This window comes from Aminobacter carboxidus (genome assembly GCF_014863355.1).
Taxonomy (GTDB): domain Bacteria; phylum Pseudomonadota; class Alphaproteobacteria; order Rhizobiales; family Rhizobiaceae; genus Aminobacter; species Aminobacter carboxidus.
In genome coordinates this window covers 625,254-641,556 of record NZ_JACZEP010000001.1, presented here as the reverse complement: position 1 = coordinate 641,556, position 16,303 = coordinate 625,254, and the positions used below count along the sequence as shown (strand labels likewise).

Here is a 16,303-nt window from a genome sequence, read left to right as displayed (position 1 = left end):
AGCAGCCAATTCCGCGCCATCACCCAACCGGCTTCAATGCGGCTGTGGCTTCAAGAGCCTACGCCGCCCTTACCCAGACCTTGTTGTCATGCACGGCAGCACCGCCATAAGGTGCGGGGGCGTCGGCGCCGGTCAGCACGTTGATACCCTCGCCGCGCTCATGGTCGGAGTTCGGCCAGATGCCTTCGGCGATGACGACGCCGCGCTTGATCTTGTCGAACAGGCGGGCATGCAGCACGACCTCGCCGCGCATATTGCCGATCTCGACCCGGTCGCCTGTCGCTATCCCGAGTTCTGCCGCGTCCTCGGAATGGATCAACAGTTCGGGCCGGCCCTCCTTCTCGCGCGACACCGGCGTCTCGGCGAAGGTCGAGTTGAGGAAGTTGCGCGCCGGCGACGTCGCCAGGCGGAACGGATGGGCCGCATCCGCCACCTCGATCAGGTCGACATGATCGGGGAATTCGGGCAGCTGCGCGACCGGGCCGAAGATGCCCATGCTGCGCGGCGGCTTGTTGGGTGCGGCACCGCCATTCCATTGCGGCTTGAAGCGGAACTTGCCGTCGGGATGGCCAAAACCCTTGAGGAAATGCGCGCTGTCGAATTCCGGCTGCATGTCGGCCCATTTCTGGTCCTTGAAGCTGTCGAAATTGCCGAGGCCCTTCTTCTCCAGCATGACGTCGATATGCTGGCGTTCGGTCATGCCGAAGCCCGGCATATCAGACACGCCAAGCCGCTTGCCCAGTTCCTCGATGACATAGTGGTTGGTGCGCGGCCCTTCCGGCGGGTCGATCAGCTTCGGCCCCAGCGTGATGTGCTGGTTGCCGCCGCCCTTGTAGATGTCGTCATGCTCGAGGAACATCGTCGCCGGCAGGACGACGTCGGCGAGCCTGGCCGTGTCGGTCATGAACTGCTCGTGCACGGCGGTGAACAGGTCGTCGCGCAGAAACCCCTTGACCACCAGCCGCTGCTCGGGCGCGACATTGGCCGGATTGGTGTTCTGGATCAGCATCGCGGTGACAGGCGGGCCGCCGTAGAGCGCGTCCTCGGCATTGGTCAACACCGGGCCGATGCGCGAATGGTCGAGGTAACGGATGCTGGGGTCGCGGAACCTGGTGCCTTCGAGCAGCTCGCCATTGAGCTTGAAGATGCCCGAATTGGAATGGAAGGCGCCGCCGCCCTCATATTGCCAGGCGCCCGTCACCGCCGGGATCGACAGCGCCGCATGCATGTTGACCGAGCCGTTGCGCTGGCGCGAGAAGCCGTAGCCCAGGCGGAAGAAGGTCTTTTTGGTGGTGCCGACGAGCCGGGCAAAGGCTTCGATCTCCTCGACCGACAGACCGGTGATTGCGGCCGCCCATTCCGGCGTCTTGTCGGCGAGATGCGCTTCGAGGCCCCTGGGATCGTCGGTGTATTTTTCGAGATAGGCGCGGTCGGCCATGCCGTCGCGGAACAGCACATGCATGACCGCGCAGGCGAGCGCGGCGTCGGTGCCGGGCTTCAGCACCAGCCCCATGTCGGCCTGCTTCAGCGTCGCTGTCTCGTAGATGTCGATGACGACGATCTTGGCGCCGCGTTCCTTGCGCGCCTTGATCGCATGGGTCATCACATTGACCTGGGTAACCACCGCATTGGTGCCCCAGATGACGACGCAGTCCGACTTGCCGATCTCGCGCGGATCGGTGCCGCGCAGCGCACCTGTGCCCATGACATAGCCGGTCCAGGCCAGATTGGTGCAGATCGAGCCGAAGAAGCCGGAATATTTCTTGGCGTGGCGCAGCCTCTCGATGCCGTCGCGCTGCACCAGCCCCATCGTGCCGGCGTAGAAATAGGGCCAGACGGTCTCCGAGCCGTAACGCTCCTCCGCCGCGATGAATTTTTCCGCGACGAGGTCGAGTGCTGCCTCCCAGCTGGCTTCCTTCCAGTTGCCGTCGCCCTTGGCGCCCGCGCGGACCAGCGGCTTCAGCAGCCGGTCGGGATGGTGGACGCGGTCGGCATAACGGGCGACCTTGGCGCAGATGACGCCTGCCGTATAGCTGTTGGACTTGGCGCCATGCACACGCCCGATGCGCTTGTCGTCGAGCAGCTCGACCTCCAGCGCGCAGGTCGAGGGGCAGTCATGCGGGCAGGCCGAATGGCCGATCCTGATCTTGGCGTGCTGGTTCATGGCGCCCTTTTACCCTGATGTCGGCTTGCCGTGTAGGGCCAGTGTGGACCGCTGCATGACCCTCCCCACGTGGGGAGGGTCGCCGAGCGAGCATTGCGAAGCAAGGCGAGTAAGGCGGGGTGGGCGGCAGTCTCGGCCACCGGTCACCGCCACCCCCGAACCTTCGGTCAGACCCTCCCCTCCCCGGACCTTCGGTCCGAACCTCAACAGGTGGGAGGGTGGAATGCCCTACTCGGCGACGCCTTCCTCATATTCGGCCGACATGGTCAGCCACTTTTCCTCGTTCTGGGCGAGCTGGGCTCCGAGCTGCGACCGCTCCTTGGCCAGCTGCGTCGCCGTCGTCGGGTCCTTTTCATACAGCTTGGGATCGGCAAGCTGGTCCTCGATGCCGTCGATGCGCTTGCGGATGCGGTCCATCAGCGCCTCGGTGGCGCGGATCTCCTTGGCCAGCGGCTCCATCGCGGCGCGCCGCGCCGCGGCCTCGCGGCGCCTGTCGGCCTTCGACGCCTTGTCGGCCTCGCGCTCCTTGCGCCGGTCGCCCGACACGCCTGTCACCAGCGTCTTGTAGTCCTCGAGATCGCCGTCATAAGGATTGACCGAGCCGTCCTTGACCAGCCACAGCCGGTCGGCCGTCGCCTCCAGCAGGTGGCGATCGTGGGAAATCAGGATGACGGCGCCCGGGAACTCGTTGAGCGCCATGATCAACGCCTCGCGGCTGTCGATGTCGAGGTGGTTGGTCGGCTCGTCGAGGATGAACAGGTTCGGCCCGTCAAAGGCCGACAGCCCCATCAGCAGCCGCGCCTTCTCGCCACCGGACAGGTCCTTGGCGGCGGTGTTCATCTTTTCGGTCGGCAGGCCGAACTGGGCGACACGCGCCCTGACCTTCGATTCAGGCGCCTCCGGCATCAGCCGGCGGACATGCTCATAGGCGTTTTCCTCGGGCCGGAGATCGTCGAGCTGGTGCTGGGCGAAGATCGCCACCTTGAGCCCGGGCGCGATCGTCACCGAGCCGGTCTCGGCCTTGAGCCGGCCAGCCAGAAGCTTGGCGAAGGTCGACTTGCCGTTGCCGTTGGCGCCGAGCAGGGCGATGCGGTCGTCGGCGTCGATGCGCAAGGTCATCTTCTTGAGGATCGGCTTGTCGGCCTGGTAGCCGACGCTGACGCGGTCGAGCGCGACGATCGGCGAGGCCACGGTCTTGACCGGCTCGGGGAAGCTGAACGGGCGCACATTGTCCTCGATCAGCGCGGCGATCGGCTTCATCTTCTCCAGCGCCTTGATGCGCGACTGCGCCTGGCGTGCCTTGGACGCCTTGGCACGGAAGCGGTCGACGAAGGACTGCAGGTGCTTGCGTGCCGCCTCCTGCTTGACGCGGCCCTTTTCCTGCAGCTCGCGCTGCTCGGCGATCTGGCGCTCGAACTGGTCGTAGCCGCCGCGCCAGAAGGTCATCTTCTTCTGGTCGAGATGGACGATCGAATTGACGGCGCGGTTGAGCAGGTCGCGGTCGTGGCTGATCAAGAGCACGGTGTGCGGATATTTCGAGACATAGTTCTCGAGCCACAACGTGCCTTCGAGATCGAGATAGTTGGTCGGCTCGTCGAGCAGCAGCAGGTCGGGCTCGGAAAACAGCACGGCGGCAAGCGCCACGCGCATGCGCCAGCCGCCCGAGAATGACGACGCCGGCCGCTTCTGCGCCTCGTCGTCGAAACCGAGACCGGCGAGGATGGTGGCGGCGCGGGACTCGGCCGAATGGGCGTCGATGTCGGCAAGGCGGATGTGAATCTCGGCAATGCGGTGCGGGTCGGTGGCGGTCTGCTCCTCGGCGAGCAGTGCGCTGCGCTCGACATCGGCCTTGAGCACGATGTCGATCAGCGGCTCCTCGGTGCCGGGCGCTTCCTGCGCGACCTGGCCGATACGCGTGTTCTTGGGCAGGCTGATGCTGCCGGTTTCCGAGCTGAAGTCGCCGGTTATCGCCTTGAACAGCGTGGTCTTGCCGGTGCCGTTGCGGCCGACAAGGCCGGCCTTGGTGCCGGCAGGCAGGGTCAGCGACGCGTGGTCGAGAAGCAGGCGTCCGGCGATGCGGAGGGAAAGGTCATTGATGATGAGCATGGCGTGGCGGTTTTGGCCGAGAGTTGCGGCAATGGCAAGAGCGCGCCGCAGCCATTAGCGCGGACGCATGATGGAAAGGGCCGTTGCCTGGCGATCAGGCGAAGGCCGGCCTGTGGCTGCGGTGCAGCGCTTCGCCTGCGATCTCGCCTGTCGCATCGATCGCCGCGCCGTCTGACGTTGCAGGCGGCGGCGCGGCGTGGCCGATGGCAAACAGCACAGCACTTCCGGCGGCCAGCATGGCAAACAGCATGAACATGCCCTGCCCGCCAAAGGCGCCCAGCGCCAGGCCGCCAAACAGCGGGCCGATGAAATTGCCGACCGAACTCAGCGAATGCGCGCCGAAATAGGCGCCGCGATTGCCGTCATTGGAGATCCTGTCGACAAGCACATATTCGGCCGGCACGACCAGCACCTCGCCGATGGTGAACAGCACCATGAAGCCGATCAGCATGGCGGCGTCGGTGGAGACGGCAAAGCCGAGTTCGCCGCCGAGGAACAAAAGGCAGCCCAGCACCATCGCCCGCAACGGCCCGATTCTCTCGATCACCATACGCGCCGGTGCCGTGGCCAGCACCACCACGGCGGCGTTGGTGGTGACCAGCCAGGCGAAGATCTTCATGCCGTCTGCGACATTGGTTGTCAGATATTGCGACAGCGTCACCGACCACTGGCCATAGACCGCCATCAACAGCGTGCCGCCGCCGACATAAAACAGCAGGCGGCGGTCGCGCAAAGCGGCACCGAGCCGACGCAGCCCGGGCGCCTGTTGCACATTGCCCTGTCCGGCGGGTTCGGCCAGCGCTGCCGGCACGACGGCGAAGATCGCCGCGGCAAAGACGAAATGCACCATGCCGGCAATGACGAAGGGCAAGGGCGAATTGGCGCCGATGGCCAGGCCGATCATCGGCCCGACGGCCCAGCCGGCATTGATGACGAGGTAGCGCCACGAAAACATCTTGAGCCGCAGTTTCTCAGGCGCCGCATCGCTCATCAGCGCCCGCGACACCGGCTCGTAGACCGCAGCCGAGACCGACGACACGATATGCGCCAGCGCAAAGGCCGCGACCGACTGCGCCAGGCCGAGGCCGACGAGCCCAAGCCCGGCAAACAGAAGTGCTGTGACCAGCACCACGCGGCGGCCGATGCGATCCGAAATGGTGCCGGCAAACGGGCTTATGGCAGCGCCGAGCAACGGCCCGGTGCCGATCAGCACGCCGATCCAAGCCGGGCTCAGGCCGAAATCGCCCTGCAGGCGGATGGCCAGGAAGGTCAGGCTCATGCCCCGGGCGATCGCCACCATGCCGGAACCGGCAATGAGCAACAGCACGATGGCCTGGCCGGTCTTGTCGCCAAATGCGCGCACGGTGGCTGATCCTGAAAAAGAGATGGCCTGCAAAAAGGCGACCGGCGCCCGGAGCGGGCAGAGTCACTGCCTCGTCTGGCCGATATCATGATCGAAGACAAGGCAAGTCACGCTGCCCAGACGCACCTATCCGATGATCCAGACAGCTCATGACAAAGACCGGGGCAGACAACAATCGGGCCATGACAATGACAAGAACCGGGGCGTCAGACGTACCGGGTCGTCACACGTACCAAGTCATCACACGTACCGGGCCGGCTGCCGGCTGGAATCGAAACGGCCCGCAGATCGCGGGCCGTCCGAAATTCTCTGCCTGATGTCAGCTTTGCCTGACGTCAGCGGCTGGCGGTGCGCAGCAGCTTGCACAGTTCGCGCAGGTCGCTCTCGAATGCCATCGGGTTGGACAGCACCATCTTGCAGCGCTTCACATAGGCAGCGACCTGGGCTTGCGACATGCCGCCGATGACGCCTGGGTTGATGCCGGGGCCGCCAGGGCCACCAGGACCACCAGGTCCACCGGGACCGCCAGGACCGGCAATGCCGGGTCCGCCGATGTTGACGCCGATATCGGCGAGCGTGTTGCCGCCGAGGCCGACATTGGCCTTGACGTCGGCGAGGCCCTGGGTGCCGGCGACATTGGCGCCGACATTAGCGGTCAGGCCGCTGCTGCCGCCGACCGACGCGTTGGCCTTGGCGTCAGCCAGGCCCTTGCTGCCGCCGACATCCGCGTTGACGTCGGCATTGACGCCGCCCGATCCACCGACGGTTGCGCCGACGTCGAGGCCAAGTCCACTTGAATTGCTGTTACCAATGTCGACAGAGACGCCGAGCCCCTTGCTGCGGTCGCCGATGTCCAGGGCGCTGGCTGGCGCGCAGAGCGCCGCAAAAACGATACCACCCGCCAGTGTCTTGGCTATTGCCTTCGATATACTAGTCATGGATGTCTCCCTGTGGTTGCCTATCACAGCACCCAGCCTCGAGACTGGCTGCTGGCGAAGTAACGCAATCACGTGGCAATAAGTTTCACCTTCCCTCCAGACATCTTCAACTTTTTTACTGACCACCTAGAATTGCATTACATGCAGCAGTAGACGATCGAATCCTTTTAATTGTGTTTTCTGGAAGCATAAAATTTTATGCAACTTCAAGCGAATGCCCTGCCGTCTTCGGTGCGCTGGAAATAGATCAGGTCGAGAGCTACGGATGGGCGCCCGAGAACTGTCAGGATCATGTGCGCCTGGCCGCGATGATGCGTCTGGTGGTTGAAAAGATGCATCAGGGCCGGCGCCAGCCGCTGCGAGATGGTGCGCATGTCGGTGATGGTCATGTAGGTGAAGCGACCGGCGAACGCCTTGTCGGCGAGCGAGCCGATCCACTCGACAATGCGCCTGTCCTCGGCCTGGCGCGCGGCGCGCAATCTGGTGAAGTCGGCATGGATGATCGCATCGAGCTGAGATGGCGCATCGCCCTCGCCGGTGAAGCGCTTCAGCCAGACACGGTCGCCGACCAGCAGATGATTGAGCGTTCCCTTCATCGACTTGAAGACGGCGCCGGTGTCGCGCTCATAGTCTTGCGTTTCGAGCTCGGCTGCTGCGTCATAGATGCGCTCGTTGGCCCATTGATTGTAAGCGGCCAACATCATGAAATGCTGTTTCATCAGATATCCCTGAGTGCTTCGAAAATCGTATTCTTACTACAGCCCATCGGGAACAGCCGCCAATGACCATTCTCCTCTACGACCTCGTCGGCAGCGATATGACGCGCCCGTTCAGCCCGCATTGCTGGAAGGTGGCGATGGCGCTGGCGCATAAGGGGCTCGAATACCGCACCGTGCCGACGCGGTTTCTCGACGTCGCAACGGTCGAAGGCGGCATTTCCAAAACCGTGCCTGTCATCCGCGACGGCGATCATGTGGTCGCCGATTCCTTCGCCATCGCGCTCTATCTCGAACATGCCTATCCGGATCGTCCGTCGCTGTTTGCCGGCGCCGGCGGCGAGGCCCATGCCCGCTTCGTCGAGCGCTGGTCGCAGCTGACGATCCATCCCTATATCGGTGCTGCCGCGCTGACCGCCCTTCACGCCATGCAGGACGAGGCCAATGCCGCCTATTTCCGCGGCAGCCGGGAGCAGCGTTTCGGCAAGACGCTCGAAGAGGTGACGGCAGGGCGCGATGCCGGGCTCGCCAGCTTCAGGGCATCGCTCGAGCCGCTGCGCAGCATGCTTGCCTACCAGCCCTTTGTCGGCGGCGACGGTCCGCTGTTTGCCGACTACATCGTGTTCGGCGCGCTGCAATGGGCACGCATCGCCATGCCCTACCGATTGCTCGACGACGCCGACCCGGTCGCTGCCTGGTTTGGCCACTGCCTTGCCCTGCATGGCGGCCTTGCTGCCCGCGTGGCTGCGGCGGCCTAGCCCCTTGGCAATGCGGCGGGCGGCCTGTATAGACCCCGCCACACTGCAAATCCCAGAGATCACAAGGACCAGACATGGCGATCGAACGCACATTTTCGATGATCAAGCCGGACGCAACCCGCCGCAACCTGACCGGCGCCATCACCAAGATGCTCGAAGACGCCGGCCTGCGCGTCGTCGCTTCGAAGCGCGTCTGGATGAGCCGTCGCGAGGCCGAAGGCTTCTACGCCGTCCACAAGGAACGCCCCTTCTTCGGCGAGCTGGTCGAGTTCATGTCGTCGGCTCCGACGATCGTCCAGGTCCTCGAAGGCGAAAACGCCATTGCCAAGAACCGCGAAGTGATGGGCGCCACCAATCCGGCAAACGCTGCCGAAGGCACCATCCGCAAGGTCCATGCCCTGTCGATCGGCGAAAACTCGGTGCACGGCTCGGACGCTCCCGAGACCGCCGCTGAAGAGATCGCCTACTGGTTCTCGGGCACCGAAATCGTCGGCTGATCCAGCCGTCGAACAGCGGCTGACAAGTCGCTGATCCAGAATCGAAAAGCCGGGGTGCGAGCGCCCCGGCTTTTTCTTTGGTTCTCTGCCGCTGGCCTTGCCTGCCCGCCAGACATTTCAATGACTTGGCGGCATTTCAGGCGAAACTGATTCAATCAGCTTGCCGCGGCGAAACGCAATATGTCCTTGCCGTCCCTGTCGGCCAGCACAAGCTTGCCCTCAACGATCCTGAAGCTGGCAGCGCGCTCGAGCGCCTGGTGGAACCTGTGCTCCTGGTCCATCACCGCCTGCTCGCAGGCCATCTCGGTCGAGCCCATCTGGCCAAAGGCCACCTTGTCGCCGTCGACCTTGGCGCTGCCGAAGAAGCCGTTGCAGCCGCCGCGACCCGACACCTTGCCGTCCGTGCCGATGCGCAGCGTCGGCTTGGCCTTGTCATGCGCGGCCGCGCCGTCGATGTCCTCGGCCACCCAGTCGCGGTCGAAAATCGTGACCTCCGCGGTGGCGGCGGACTGGCGGACCATCTTGACCTGGATCGTCTGTGGTCCCGCCGTCAGCGGATCGAGCGTATGGCTGACGTCATTGATGAACCAGAGCTGGTCATCGACGCTGATGCGGGCCTGCAAGGCGTAGGTCATGTTGGTCTTGATCGCGGTGGGATCGAAGGGGATGGCAAACCTGATCGGCACCTGGCCTGCCGGATCGATCTTCTGCTCGCCGAGAATCCGGGCCGGCGCGTCGGCGAGCGAGACATCGGCAAGCTGCACCGAAAGCACCGCATTCGCAGGCAGGGCGATGCGCTCGCGATAGAGCACCTCGCCGGTGACCAGGGTCTCGTCAGCCGTTGCCACGGCAGGAACCGCGAGCATGCCGACGACCAGCGGCATGAAGCCGAACATCAGAAATTCCGCGAGCTTGCCGAGCAAGGCAGCCTCCCCGTTTCAGTTGTTGCCAAGGCGCGCGCGGCGCCGTCCGTCTGTTCCCGAAGCCGCGAAGCCGCGGGGCATCAGCGCCAAAACTACGCCAAAACCACGAATGCCAAAACGACAAAGGAATACGGTGGCTCGATGGCCGCCGTGAGCAATCGCGGCCGCTATCAATCAGGACTTCGCCCAGCGGGCAGCGGCGGCGTCGTCGCTTTCCTTGGCGTCGACCCAGCTGCCCTCGCTGCCGTCGATCAGGTGTTCCTTCTTCCAGAACGGGGCGCGCGACTTGAGATAGTCCATCAGGAAGCTTGCCGCCTCGAAGGCGGCCTGCCGGTGCCTGGAGGCAGCGACGACCAGCACGATGTTTTCGCCCGGCCTGATCTTGCCGAAGCGGTGGATGGCGGTGATGCCGGCCAGCGGCCAGCGCGCCAGCGCCTCGTTGGCGATGCGCGTGATCTCGGCTTCGGCCATGCCGGGATAATGTTCGAGTTCAAGCGCGGCCAGGCTGCCGGCCTCGTCACGGCAGAGACCGGTGAAGGTGACGACCGCACCGACATCCGCTCTGCCCTGCGTCAACAGCGCGATCTCGGCGGCAACGTCGAAATCGGTCGCCTGGATGCGCACCATCGGCACGACGGCCATCTGTTTCAGCCGCCCGTCATCGGCGGAAACAGCGCGATCTCACGCGCGCCGCCGATCGGCTCGCGGTGATCGACATGCTCCTGGTTGATCGCAACCCGGATCACCTCGGGGTGCTGCAGGGCGCTTTCGAATTCCTCGCCGCGCGACTTGAGCCACAGCAAAAGCTCCCGCACCGTCTTGACGTCGGCGGGCAGCTCGACCTCTTCCTCGGCCTTGCCGATCCGCTCGCGCACCCAGGCGAAATAGATGAGCTTGGTCATGGTCTCACTCGTCCATGATGTGCTTCAGGCCGGCGCGGAAATAGTCGTAGCCGGTATAGAGCGTCACCAGGGCTGCGATCCACAACAGCACGAGGCCGACCTGGGTGGTCAGCGGGAAGACCTTGTCGCCGGCCGGGCCGGCGAGCAGGAAGGCGATGGCCACCATCTGGATCGCCGTCTTCCACTTGGCAAGCTGGGTCACCGGCACGCTGACCTTCAGCGCGGCGAGATATTCACGCAGGCCCGAGACCAGGATCTCGCGGCACAGGATGATGATCGCCGCCCATAGCGACCAGCCGGCGATGCCGCCGCGATGGTCGGTATCGGCGGCAAGCAACAGCAGGCAGGTGGCGACAAGCAGCTTGTCGGCGATCGGATCGAGCATGCGGCCGATATTCGAGGTCTGCTTCCAGGCGCGCGCCAGGTAGCCGTCGAGATAGTCGGTGACGCTGGCGGCGATGAAGATGACGAGCGCGCTCCAGCGGGCGAAGTCGCTCGACTTCAACGTGCCCTCGAGGAAGAAGCACAATACGACCAGCGGCACGGCCACGATGCGCGCGTAGGTCAGCATGTTGGGCAGATTGAATGCGCGCTGGGCCATGGTCTCTTATGCTCTTTCGTCTGCCGTAGTGAAATCAGAACGGGGGCGTGGGGGTCAACTGTCTATCGATAGCCCGAGCGGACGCCGGACGACAATTCTCATGATCACCCATTATCGTGAAAATGGTTGTAAACAAGGCGCGCGATCGATTCCGAGATGCCCTCGACGGCCATCAGGTCGTCGACAGCCGCCCGGCTCACCGCCTTTGCGGTGCCGAAGGCCAGAAGCAGCGCGCGCTTGCGACTCGGCCCGATGCCGCCGATCTCGTCGAGCGGGTTCTTGACCATCTCCTTCTTGCGCCGTGCCCGGTGCGAACCGATGGCGAAGCGGTGCGCCTCGTCGCGCAGGCGCTGGACGAAATAGAGCACGGGGTCGCGCACCGGCAGCGAGAACGAATCCTTGCCCCTGACGAAGAAACGCTCGCGGCCCGCCTCGCGGTCCTGGCCCTTGGCGACGCCGATGGCAATGACGCGGTCCTCGATGCCGAGCTCGGCCAGCATGGCGCGCACCGCCGTCATCTGGCCCTGGCCGCCGTCGATCAGGATGACGTCGGGCCATGCCGGAAACGCCCCTGCATCCTCGATATCCGCATCCTGATCCATGGCGGCCGCTTCCACCGGCTGGTCGCCGCCATGCTCCTTGAGCAGGCGCGAAAAGCGGCGCGTCATCACTTCGCGCATCATGCCGAAGTCGTCGCCGGGGGTGATGTCGGTCGAGCGGATGTTGAACTTGCGGTACTGGTTCTTGACGAAGCCTTCGGGGCCGGCGACCACCATGCCGCCGACGGCATTGGTGCCCATGATGTGCGAGTTGTCGTAGACCTCGATGCGCACCGGCGGCTTGTCCAGCCCGAAGGTCTGGGCAAAGCCTTCGAGCAGCCGCGCCTGGGTCGACGTTTCCGCCAGCCTGCGGCCGAGCGCCTCGCGGGCGTTCTGCACGGCGTGGTCGACGATGTCCTTCTTCTCGCCGCGCTGCGGCACCGAGATCGCCACCTTGTGGCCGGCGCGGGTGGAAAGTGCTTCGGCGAGCAGTTGCTGCTCCTCGACGGCATGCGACAGAAGGATCGCCCGCGGCGACGGCTTGTCGTCATAGAACTGGGCCAGGAACGAGCCGAGCACTTCGGCTGCTTCCAGCGACGGGTCGGCCTTGGGGAAATAGGCGCGGTTACCCCAGTTCTGGCCGGTGCGGAAGAAGAACACCTGGATGCCGGTCTGCCCGCCCTCCTGATGGATGGCGAAGACATCGGCCTCGTCGATGGTCTGCGGGTTGATGCCCTGATGGCTCTGCACATGCGACAGCGCCGCCAGGCGGTCGCGATAGACGGCGGCGCGCTCGAAATCGAGATCCTCGGCCGCCTGCTGCATCTGGCCCGAAATCTCGGTCTTCACCTTCTGGCTGCGGCCGGAGAGGAAGTCCTTGGCCTCCTGCACCAGCTCGTCATAACCCTCGCGCGAAATCTCGCCGGTGCAAGGGGCCGCACAACGCTTTATCTGGAACAGCAGGCACGGCCGGGTGCGGTTGTCGAAGAACGAGTCGGTACAGCTGCGCAGCAGGAAGGCGCGCTGCAGCGAGTTGATGGTGCGGCCGACCGCCTGCGCCGAGGCGAACGGCCCGAAATAGTCGCCGCCCTTGCGTGAGCGCGCGCCGCGATGCTTGTAGATGCCGGGCGCGGTGTGGTCGCTGGTCAGCATGATGTAGGGGAACGACTTGTCGTCGCGCATCAAGACGTTGAAGCGCGGCCTGAGGCGCTTGATCAGGTTTGCTTCGAGCAGCAGCGCCTCGATCTCGGTGCGGGTGACGACGAACTCCATCGTCGCCGTCTCGCGCACCATCTTGCCGATGCGGTTGGTGTGGAAGCGCCCCTGCGCATAGTTGGTGACGCGCTTCTTGAGGCTGCGCGCCTTGCCGACATACAGCACGTCGCCGGCGGCATTCATCATGCGGTAGACACCGGGCGCATTGGGCAGCCGCTTGACCAGCGTCTGGATCACCTCGGCGCCGACCATGCCGTCGGCGTCGCCGGCATGCGCGGTCCAGTCTATGGCGGTGAAAGGCAGGTCCGGACCGGCCGAGACGACGATCTCTTCCGCCGCCTCGTCGTCATCGAGTTCGGCGTCGGGCATGTCTTCGGCAGCCTTGCCGCCCTTGCGGAGGCCGGTGCCGGTATCGGAATGGCGTGGACTCATTCCACAATGCCTGTCACGTCGGGCGTCTGCCAGGCAAGATGCTGTCCGCCGTCCAGCGCGATCATCTGGCCGGTCACCGACCGCGACTGCCAGAGATAGCGGATCGTCGCGCCGAATTCGGCCAGCGCCGGCCCGTGCTTGAGGATCAGCCCGTCGAGCTGGGCTGCAAAGGCGGCGGCATCCTGGCGCGAGCTCGGCAGCGTCGGGCCGGGTCCGATGGCATTGACGCGAATCCTAGGCGCCAGCGCCTGCGCCATCGTCCTTGTCGCCGCCCACATCGCCGCCTTCGACAGCGAATAGGAGAAATATTGCGGCGTCGGCTTGAGCACGCGCTGGTCGATCATGTTGACGATCAGGCCTTCGGCGCCCTCGGGCAGTGCCGCGGCGAAATTCTTGGCCAGCAGTGCCGGCGTCTTCACATGCAGGGCGAAATGCCTGTCCCACACCTCCCAGCCGAAATCGGTGACCGAATCGACTTCGAAGGCCGACGCATTGTTGACCAGCAGCGAGATCGGCCCGAGCCTGGCTGTGGCATCGGCGACAAGGCCGTCCACATCAGCCATGTCGGCGAGGTCGGCCTCGACGACGACGGCCCTGCCGCCGCCGGCATTGATGGTGGCGGCGAGATCGTCGGCGGCCTTGCGCGCATGGTTGCAATGGATGGCAACGCCAAAGCCATGCGCGGCAAGGTCTTCGACGATGGCGCGGCCGATGCGCTTGGCCCCACCCGTCACCAGCACGTTGCCTGCCATGTCAGCCATCCAGTCGTCCTCTCCTGCTATCCGCCAGCTTCCGCAAAGCCAGGCTTCGGCTACCTCTTGGTAACCTCTGTAAAAAGCCGTTCATCGATCTGGCGGCAATGTGGCGAATGCCAACGATACCGCCCGAAAACCTGCCGGCGAAGCAGGCCGGCATGCGAGATATAGAACGCCCAACCCCTTGTACCAAGCGGCTTCAGGCAAATGGCTGGCAAAGCTCCTGACACGGCTGTTGCACGCATGCAACGTCACGCTTCAGCCTCATTTGCGCCGGGCAATCACCCAACTTCAGGTTCGGTTCAGCCGCATTTCGACACGACATTCGGAACTGTTCGGCGCCCAGCCCGTTTCTCCCCCCGGACGGGCTAGGGGCGCCAGTTAAAAAAGAGCCAGTGTGTAGTTGGCTTAAGGAGTAAAACAATGACTGCCATTCTCAAGCACGCTCGTCCGCTTGCAGCGGCGTTCGGCCTGGTCGCGCTGGCTTCGATGCCTTCGTTCGCTGCCGACGTCGTCATGGAAGAGCCGCCGGCACCTGCCGCGCCGATGGAACAGCCGCCGGTCAACACCTGGTCCGGCCCCTATGCCGGTGTGACGCTCGGCTACGGCTTCAGCGGCGAAGCTGACGCTGCCGGCAACAAGATCAGCACCAGCGGCTTCCTCGGCGGCGCTTTCGCTGGTTACAACTACCAGATGGAAAACTTCGTCCTCGGCGCTGAAGGCGACCTCGGCTACAGCGGTGTCGAAGGCGACAACGCCGGCACCTCGGTCAAGAACGGCTTCGAAGGCTCGCTGCGCGCCCGTCTCGGCTATGTCGTGACCCCTGACATCCTGCTCTACGCTACCGCTGGTGGCGCTGGCGCACAGGTCAAGGCAACGCAGGGCGGCATCGAAGACAAGAACACCATGCTCGGCTGGACTGCCGGCGTCGGCACCGACGTCAAGCTCACCGAACAGGTCTTCGGCCGCGTCGAGTACCGCTACACCGACCTCGGCACCGACACCTTCGCCCTCGGCGCAGGCAACACCGAGATCTCGAACAAGGATCACCGCATCCAGTTCGGCGTCGGTATGAAGTTCTGATCCCTGGGGATCAGCACACACGAAAAAGCCGGGCTCGCGCCCGGCTTTTTTGTAGTCTTTTTTTCCCGGCGGGGCGTCGTTTCCTCTAGCCGCGACGCTCCCTGATGCTGTCGCTGAAGCGGCGGATGGGGCCGAACAGGCTCTTGCGCAGGAACAGCTGGTCGCCATGGTTGGGCGGCCGCCGGACTTCGATGAAGCCATGCTGCCTGAGGAACTGACGTAGCTCCGGCTGCAGCACGCCGCCGTCATAGAAGCGCTGTAGGGACACTTCGACGATCACCGCCTTGGCTTGCGCCAGCAGGCCGGTTGCGCCCTTCAGCACCATCAGTTCCGCACCCTGCACGTCGGCAGCCACCAGGTCGGCGTTGTCAAAGCCGTTGACCATGGCGATGTGGTCGAGCGTGTCGGTGCCGACCTCTTCCGAGCCGCCGGTTTCGCCGACCTCCGGCCATGTCTGCCGAAACAGATCCGTCGCCGCAAAGATCGAGCTCGACGCCCCCTCATTGCTGAACTGGCGCAGCACGACCTCGTCGCCTGCCTTGTCGGAGGCAAACGAATTCACCGCGACATGGCGCGTTCCGTGTCCGCTAGGCTTTGCCAGGCGCTCGAGGAGTTCCCTGTAGACGCCTGTCGAGGCTTCGACCCACAACACATCGGTCAGCCCGAGCGCCTCATAAGCCTCACGCTCCTCGCCATAATGGGCCCCGACATGGATCGCCGTCTTCAGCCCGAGGCGCGCGCACAAACCTTCGCGCAGCAGCACCAGCGGCTCGCGGGGCCTTTCGAGAACACCAAACTGGCCGAGTAACTGTCGGAACATTGTTGCCCCTGTGCTGGCCGGCGACATTACAACGCCTGCCTCGATCGCCCATTAGACGAGACCTTGCCGGTTGGATACGGCGGCGGCGAGACGGCTGTGCAGAAGCTGGTCGGTGGCCCCCTTCCCGCGCTTGCGGATTGTCCGAACCGTCATTTGGCCGACACGGACGCCCCCCGTCCTTCGTCATCCTAGGGCGGAGCAGGAGCGCAGCTCCGTCGCGGAGACCCTGGGATCCATGCCGTGACCTTGCAGCCGGGCTCAAGCGGTCAAGAACGCGGCCTCTTTCTGCACCGTCCCACATTTCCTCGCCCTCACGGCATGGCAACTGTGTTCAAGCGAGCAAACAGTTGATCCTTCTTCTGCCCTCTCCGCATTCCTCACCTTCACGGCATGGATCCTAGGGTCGCCGCGACGGAGCTTCGCTCCTGCTTCGCCCTAGGATGACGAAGGGCGGGGGCATCGTCGCGGGCTTAGGTGGTGAGCCGGTTGCC

15 protein-coding genes are annotated in these 16,303 nt (G+C 64.5%); 3 read left to right on the top strand and 12 right to left on the bottom strand.

All coding sequences use genetic code 11. The features are described 5' to 3' along the window. Positions 1–58 precede the first annotated feature (58 nt). The 5 genes from IHE39_RS03035 to IHE39_RS03015 all read right to left on the bottom strand — a co-directional run bounded on the left by IHE39_RS03035 (position 59) and on the right by IHE39_RS03015 (position 7,290). Positions 59–2,164 carry a molybdopterin-containing oxidoreductase family protein gene (locus tag IHE39_RS03035; RefSeq protein WP_192565459.1) on the bottom strand — a complete coding sequence of 702 codons (2,106 nt, stop codon included), beginning with the start codon at positions 2,162–2,164 and terminating at the stop codon, positions 59–61. 228 nt (positions 2,165–2,392) lie between these two features. Continuing rightward, positions 2,393–4,270, bottom strand: coding sequence for a ribosomal protection-like ABC-F family protein (abc-f, locus tag IHE39_RS03030; RefSeq protein WP_192565458.1), 1,878 nt, complete (start codon positions 4,268–4,270; stop codon positions 2,393–2,395). Between the two features lie 94 nt (positions 4,271–4,364). After that, positions 4,365–5,633 (bottom strand): MFS transporter, encoded by a 1,269-nt coding sequence (locus tag IHE39_RS03025; protein WP_192565457.1) that lies wholly within the window; start codon positions 5,631–5,633, stop codon positions 4,365–4,367. Positions 5,634–5,968: 335 nt separating this feature from the next. Beyond that, positions 5,969–6,571, bottom strand: a complete 603-nt coding sequence (locus IHE39_RS03020) for a hypothetical protein (RefSeq protein ID WP_192565456.1) — start codon at positions 6,569–6,571, stop codon at positions 5,969–5,971. Positions 6,572–6,777: 206 nt separating this feature from the next. Continuing rightward, a complete protein-coding gene (locus IHE39_RS03015) occupies positions 6,778–7,290 on the bottom strand; it encodes a DinB family protein (RefSeq protein ID WP_192565455.1) in 513 nt (170 codons plus the stop codon). Between the two features lie 62 nt (positions 7,291–7,352). On the opposite strand from IHE39_RS03015, the gene IHE39_RS03010 reads away from it, so the two are divergent. Further along, positions 7,353–8,045, top strand: a complete 693-nt coding sequence (locus IHE39_RS03010; protein ID WP_192565454.1) for a glutathione S-transferase family protein — start codon at positions 7,353–7,355, stop codon at positions 8,043–8,045. 74 nt (positions 8,046–8,119) lie between these two features. Further along, positions 8,120–8,542, top strand: coding sequence for a nucleoside-diphosphate kinase (gene ndk / locus IHE39_RS03005; protein ID WP_067964005.1), 423 nt, complete (start codon positions 8,120–8,122; stop codon positions 8,540–8,542). A 155-nt stretch (positions 8,543–8,697) separates the two neighbouring features. On the opposite strand, the gene IHE39_RS03000 is transcribed toward ndk, so the two are convergent. The 6 genes from IHE39_RS03000 to IHE39_RS02975 all read right to left on the bottom strand — a co-directional run bounded on the left by IHE39_RS03000 (position 8,698) and on the right by IHE39_RS02975 (position 13,915). Further along, complete coding sequence (locus IHE39_RS03000) at positions 8,698–9,465, bottom strand: YbaY family lipoprotein (RefSeq protein WP_192565453.1); 768 nt, start codon at positions 9,463–9,465, stop codon at positions 8,698–8,700. A gap of 174 nt (positions 9,466–9,639) precedes the next feature. After that, positions 9,640–10,107 (bottom strand): molybdenum cofactor biosynthesis protein MoaE, encoded by a 468-nt coding sequence (locus IHE39_RS02995; protein WP_192565452.1) that lies wholly within the window; start codon positions 10,105–10,107, stop codon positions 9,640–9,642. Positions 10,108–10,112: 5 nt separating this feature from the next. Continuing rightward, positions 10,113–10,367, bottom strand: coding sequence for a molybdopterin converting factor subunit 1 (moaD, locus tag IHE39_RS02990; protein ID WP_115732826.1), 255 nt, complete (start codon positions 10,365–10,367; stop codon positions 10,113–10,115). Between the two features lie 4 nt (positions 10,368–10,371). Then, on the bottom strand, positions 10,372–10,968 hold the full coding sequence (gene pgsA, locus IHE39_RS02985; protein WP_115732827.1) for a CDP-diacylglycerol--glycerol-3-phosphate 3-phosphatidyltransferase: 597 nt from the start codon (positions 10,966–10,968) through the stop codon (positions 10,372–10,374). Between the two features lie 104 nt (positions 10,969–11,072). Next, positions 11,073–13,154, bottom strand: coding sequence for an excinuclease ABC subunit UvrC (uvrC, locus tag IHE39_RS02980; protein WP_192565451.1), 2,082 nt, complete (start codon positions 13,152–13,154; stop codon positions 11,073–11,075). Beyond that, positions 13,151–13,915 carry an SDR family oxidoreductase gene (locus IHE39_RS02975; RefSeq protein ID WP_192565450.1) on the bottom strand — a complete coding sequence of 255 codons (765 nt, stop codon included), beginning with the start codon at positions 13,913–13,915 and terminating at the stop codon, positions 13,151–13,153. The genes uvrC and IHE39_RS02975 overlap by 4 nt, the downstream gene beginning before the upstream one ends. A 417-nt stretch (positions 13,916–14,332) precedes the next feature. Between IHE39_RS02975 and IHE39_RS02970 the strand changes: the two genes are divergently transcribed. Continuing rightward, positions 14,333–14,992: an outer membrane protein gene (locus tag IHE39_RS02970; RefSeq protein WP_184768630.1), complete on the top strand. Its 660-nt coding sequence runs from the start codon at positions 14,333–14,335 to the stop codon at positions 14,990–14,992. Between the two features lie 85 nt (positions 14,993–15,077). Here IHE39_RS02970 and IHE39_RS02965 read toward each other — a convergent pair whose 3' ends face one another. Next, positions 15,078–15,812, bottom strand: a complete 735-nt coding sequence (locus IHE39_RS02965) for an FkbM family methyltransferase (RefSeq protein WP_184768629.1) — start codon at positions 15,810–15,812, stop codon at positions 15,078–15,080. Between the last annotated feature and the right edge of the window lie 491 nt (positions 15,813–16,303).

Coding starts and splice junctions, on each gene's coding strand:
- IHE39_RS03015 (WP_192565455.1), bottom strand. CDS start 7,290: ATGAAACAGCATTTCATGATGTTGGCCGCTTACAATCAATGGGCCAAC.
- IHE39_RS02975 (WP_192565450.1), bottom strand. CDS start 13,915: ATGGCTGACATGGCAGGCAACGTGCTGGTGACGGGTGGGGCCAAGCGC.
- IHE39_RS02995 (WP_192565452.1), bottom strand. CDS start 10,107: ATGGCCGTCGTGCCGATGGTGCGCATCCAGGCGACCGATTTCGACGTT.
- IHE39_RS02965 (WP_184768629.1), bottom strand. CDS start 15,812: ATGTTCCGACAGTTACTCGGCCAGTTTGGTGTTCTCGAAAGGCCCCGC.
- abc-f (WP_192565458.1), bottom strand. CDS start 4,270: ATGCTCATCATCAATGACCTTTCCCTCCGCATCGCCGGACGCCTGCTT.
- pgsA (WP_115732827.1), bottom strand. CDS start 10,968: ATGGCCCAGCGCGCATTCAATCTGCCCAACATGCTGACCTACGCGCGC.
- IHE39_RS03035 (WP_192565459.1), bottom strand. CDS start 2,164: ATGAACCAGCACGCCAAGATCAGGATCGGCCATTCGGCCTGCCCGCAT.
- IHE39_RS03020 (WP_192565456.1), bottom strand. CDS start 6,571: ATGACTAGTATATCGAAGGCAATAGCCAAGACACTGGCGGGTGGTATC.
- uvrC (WP_192565451.1), bottom strand. CDS start 13,154: ATGAGTCCACGCCATTCCGATACCGGCACCGGCCTCCGCAAGGGCGGC.
- ndk (WP_067964005.1), top strand. CDS start 8,120: ATGGCGATCGAACGCACATTTTCGATGATCAAGCCGGACGCAACCCGC.
- moaD (WP_115732826.1), bottom strand. CDS start 10,367: ATGACCAAGCTCATCTATTTCGCCTGGGTGCGCGAGCGGATCGGCAAG.
- IHE39_RS03010 (WP_192565454.1), top strand. CDS start 7,353: ATGACCATTCTCCTCTACGACCTCGTCGGCAGCGATATGACGCGCCCG.
- IHE39_RS02970 (WP_184768630.1), top strand. CDS start 14,333: ATGACTGCCATTCTCAAGCACGCTCGTCCGCTTGCAGCGGCGTTCGGC.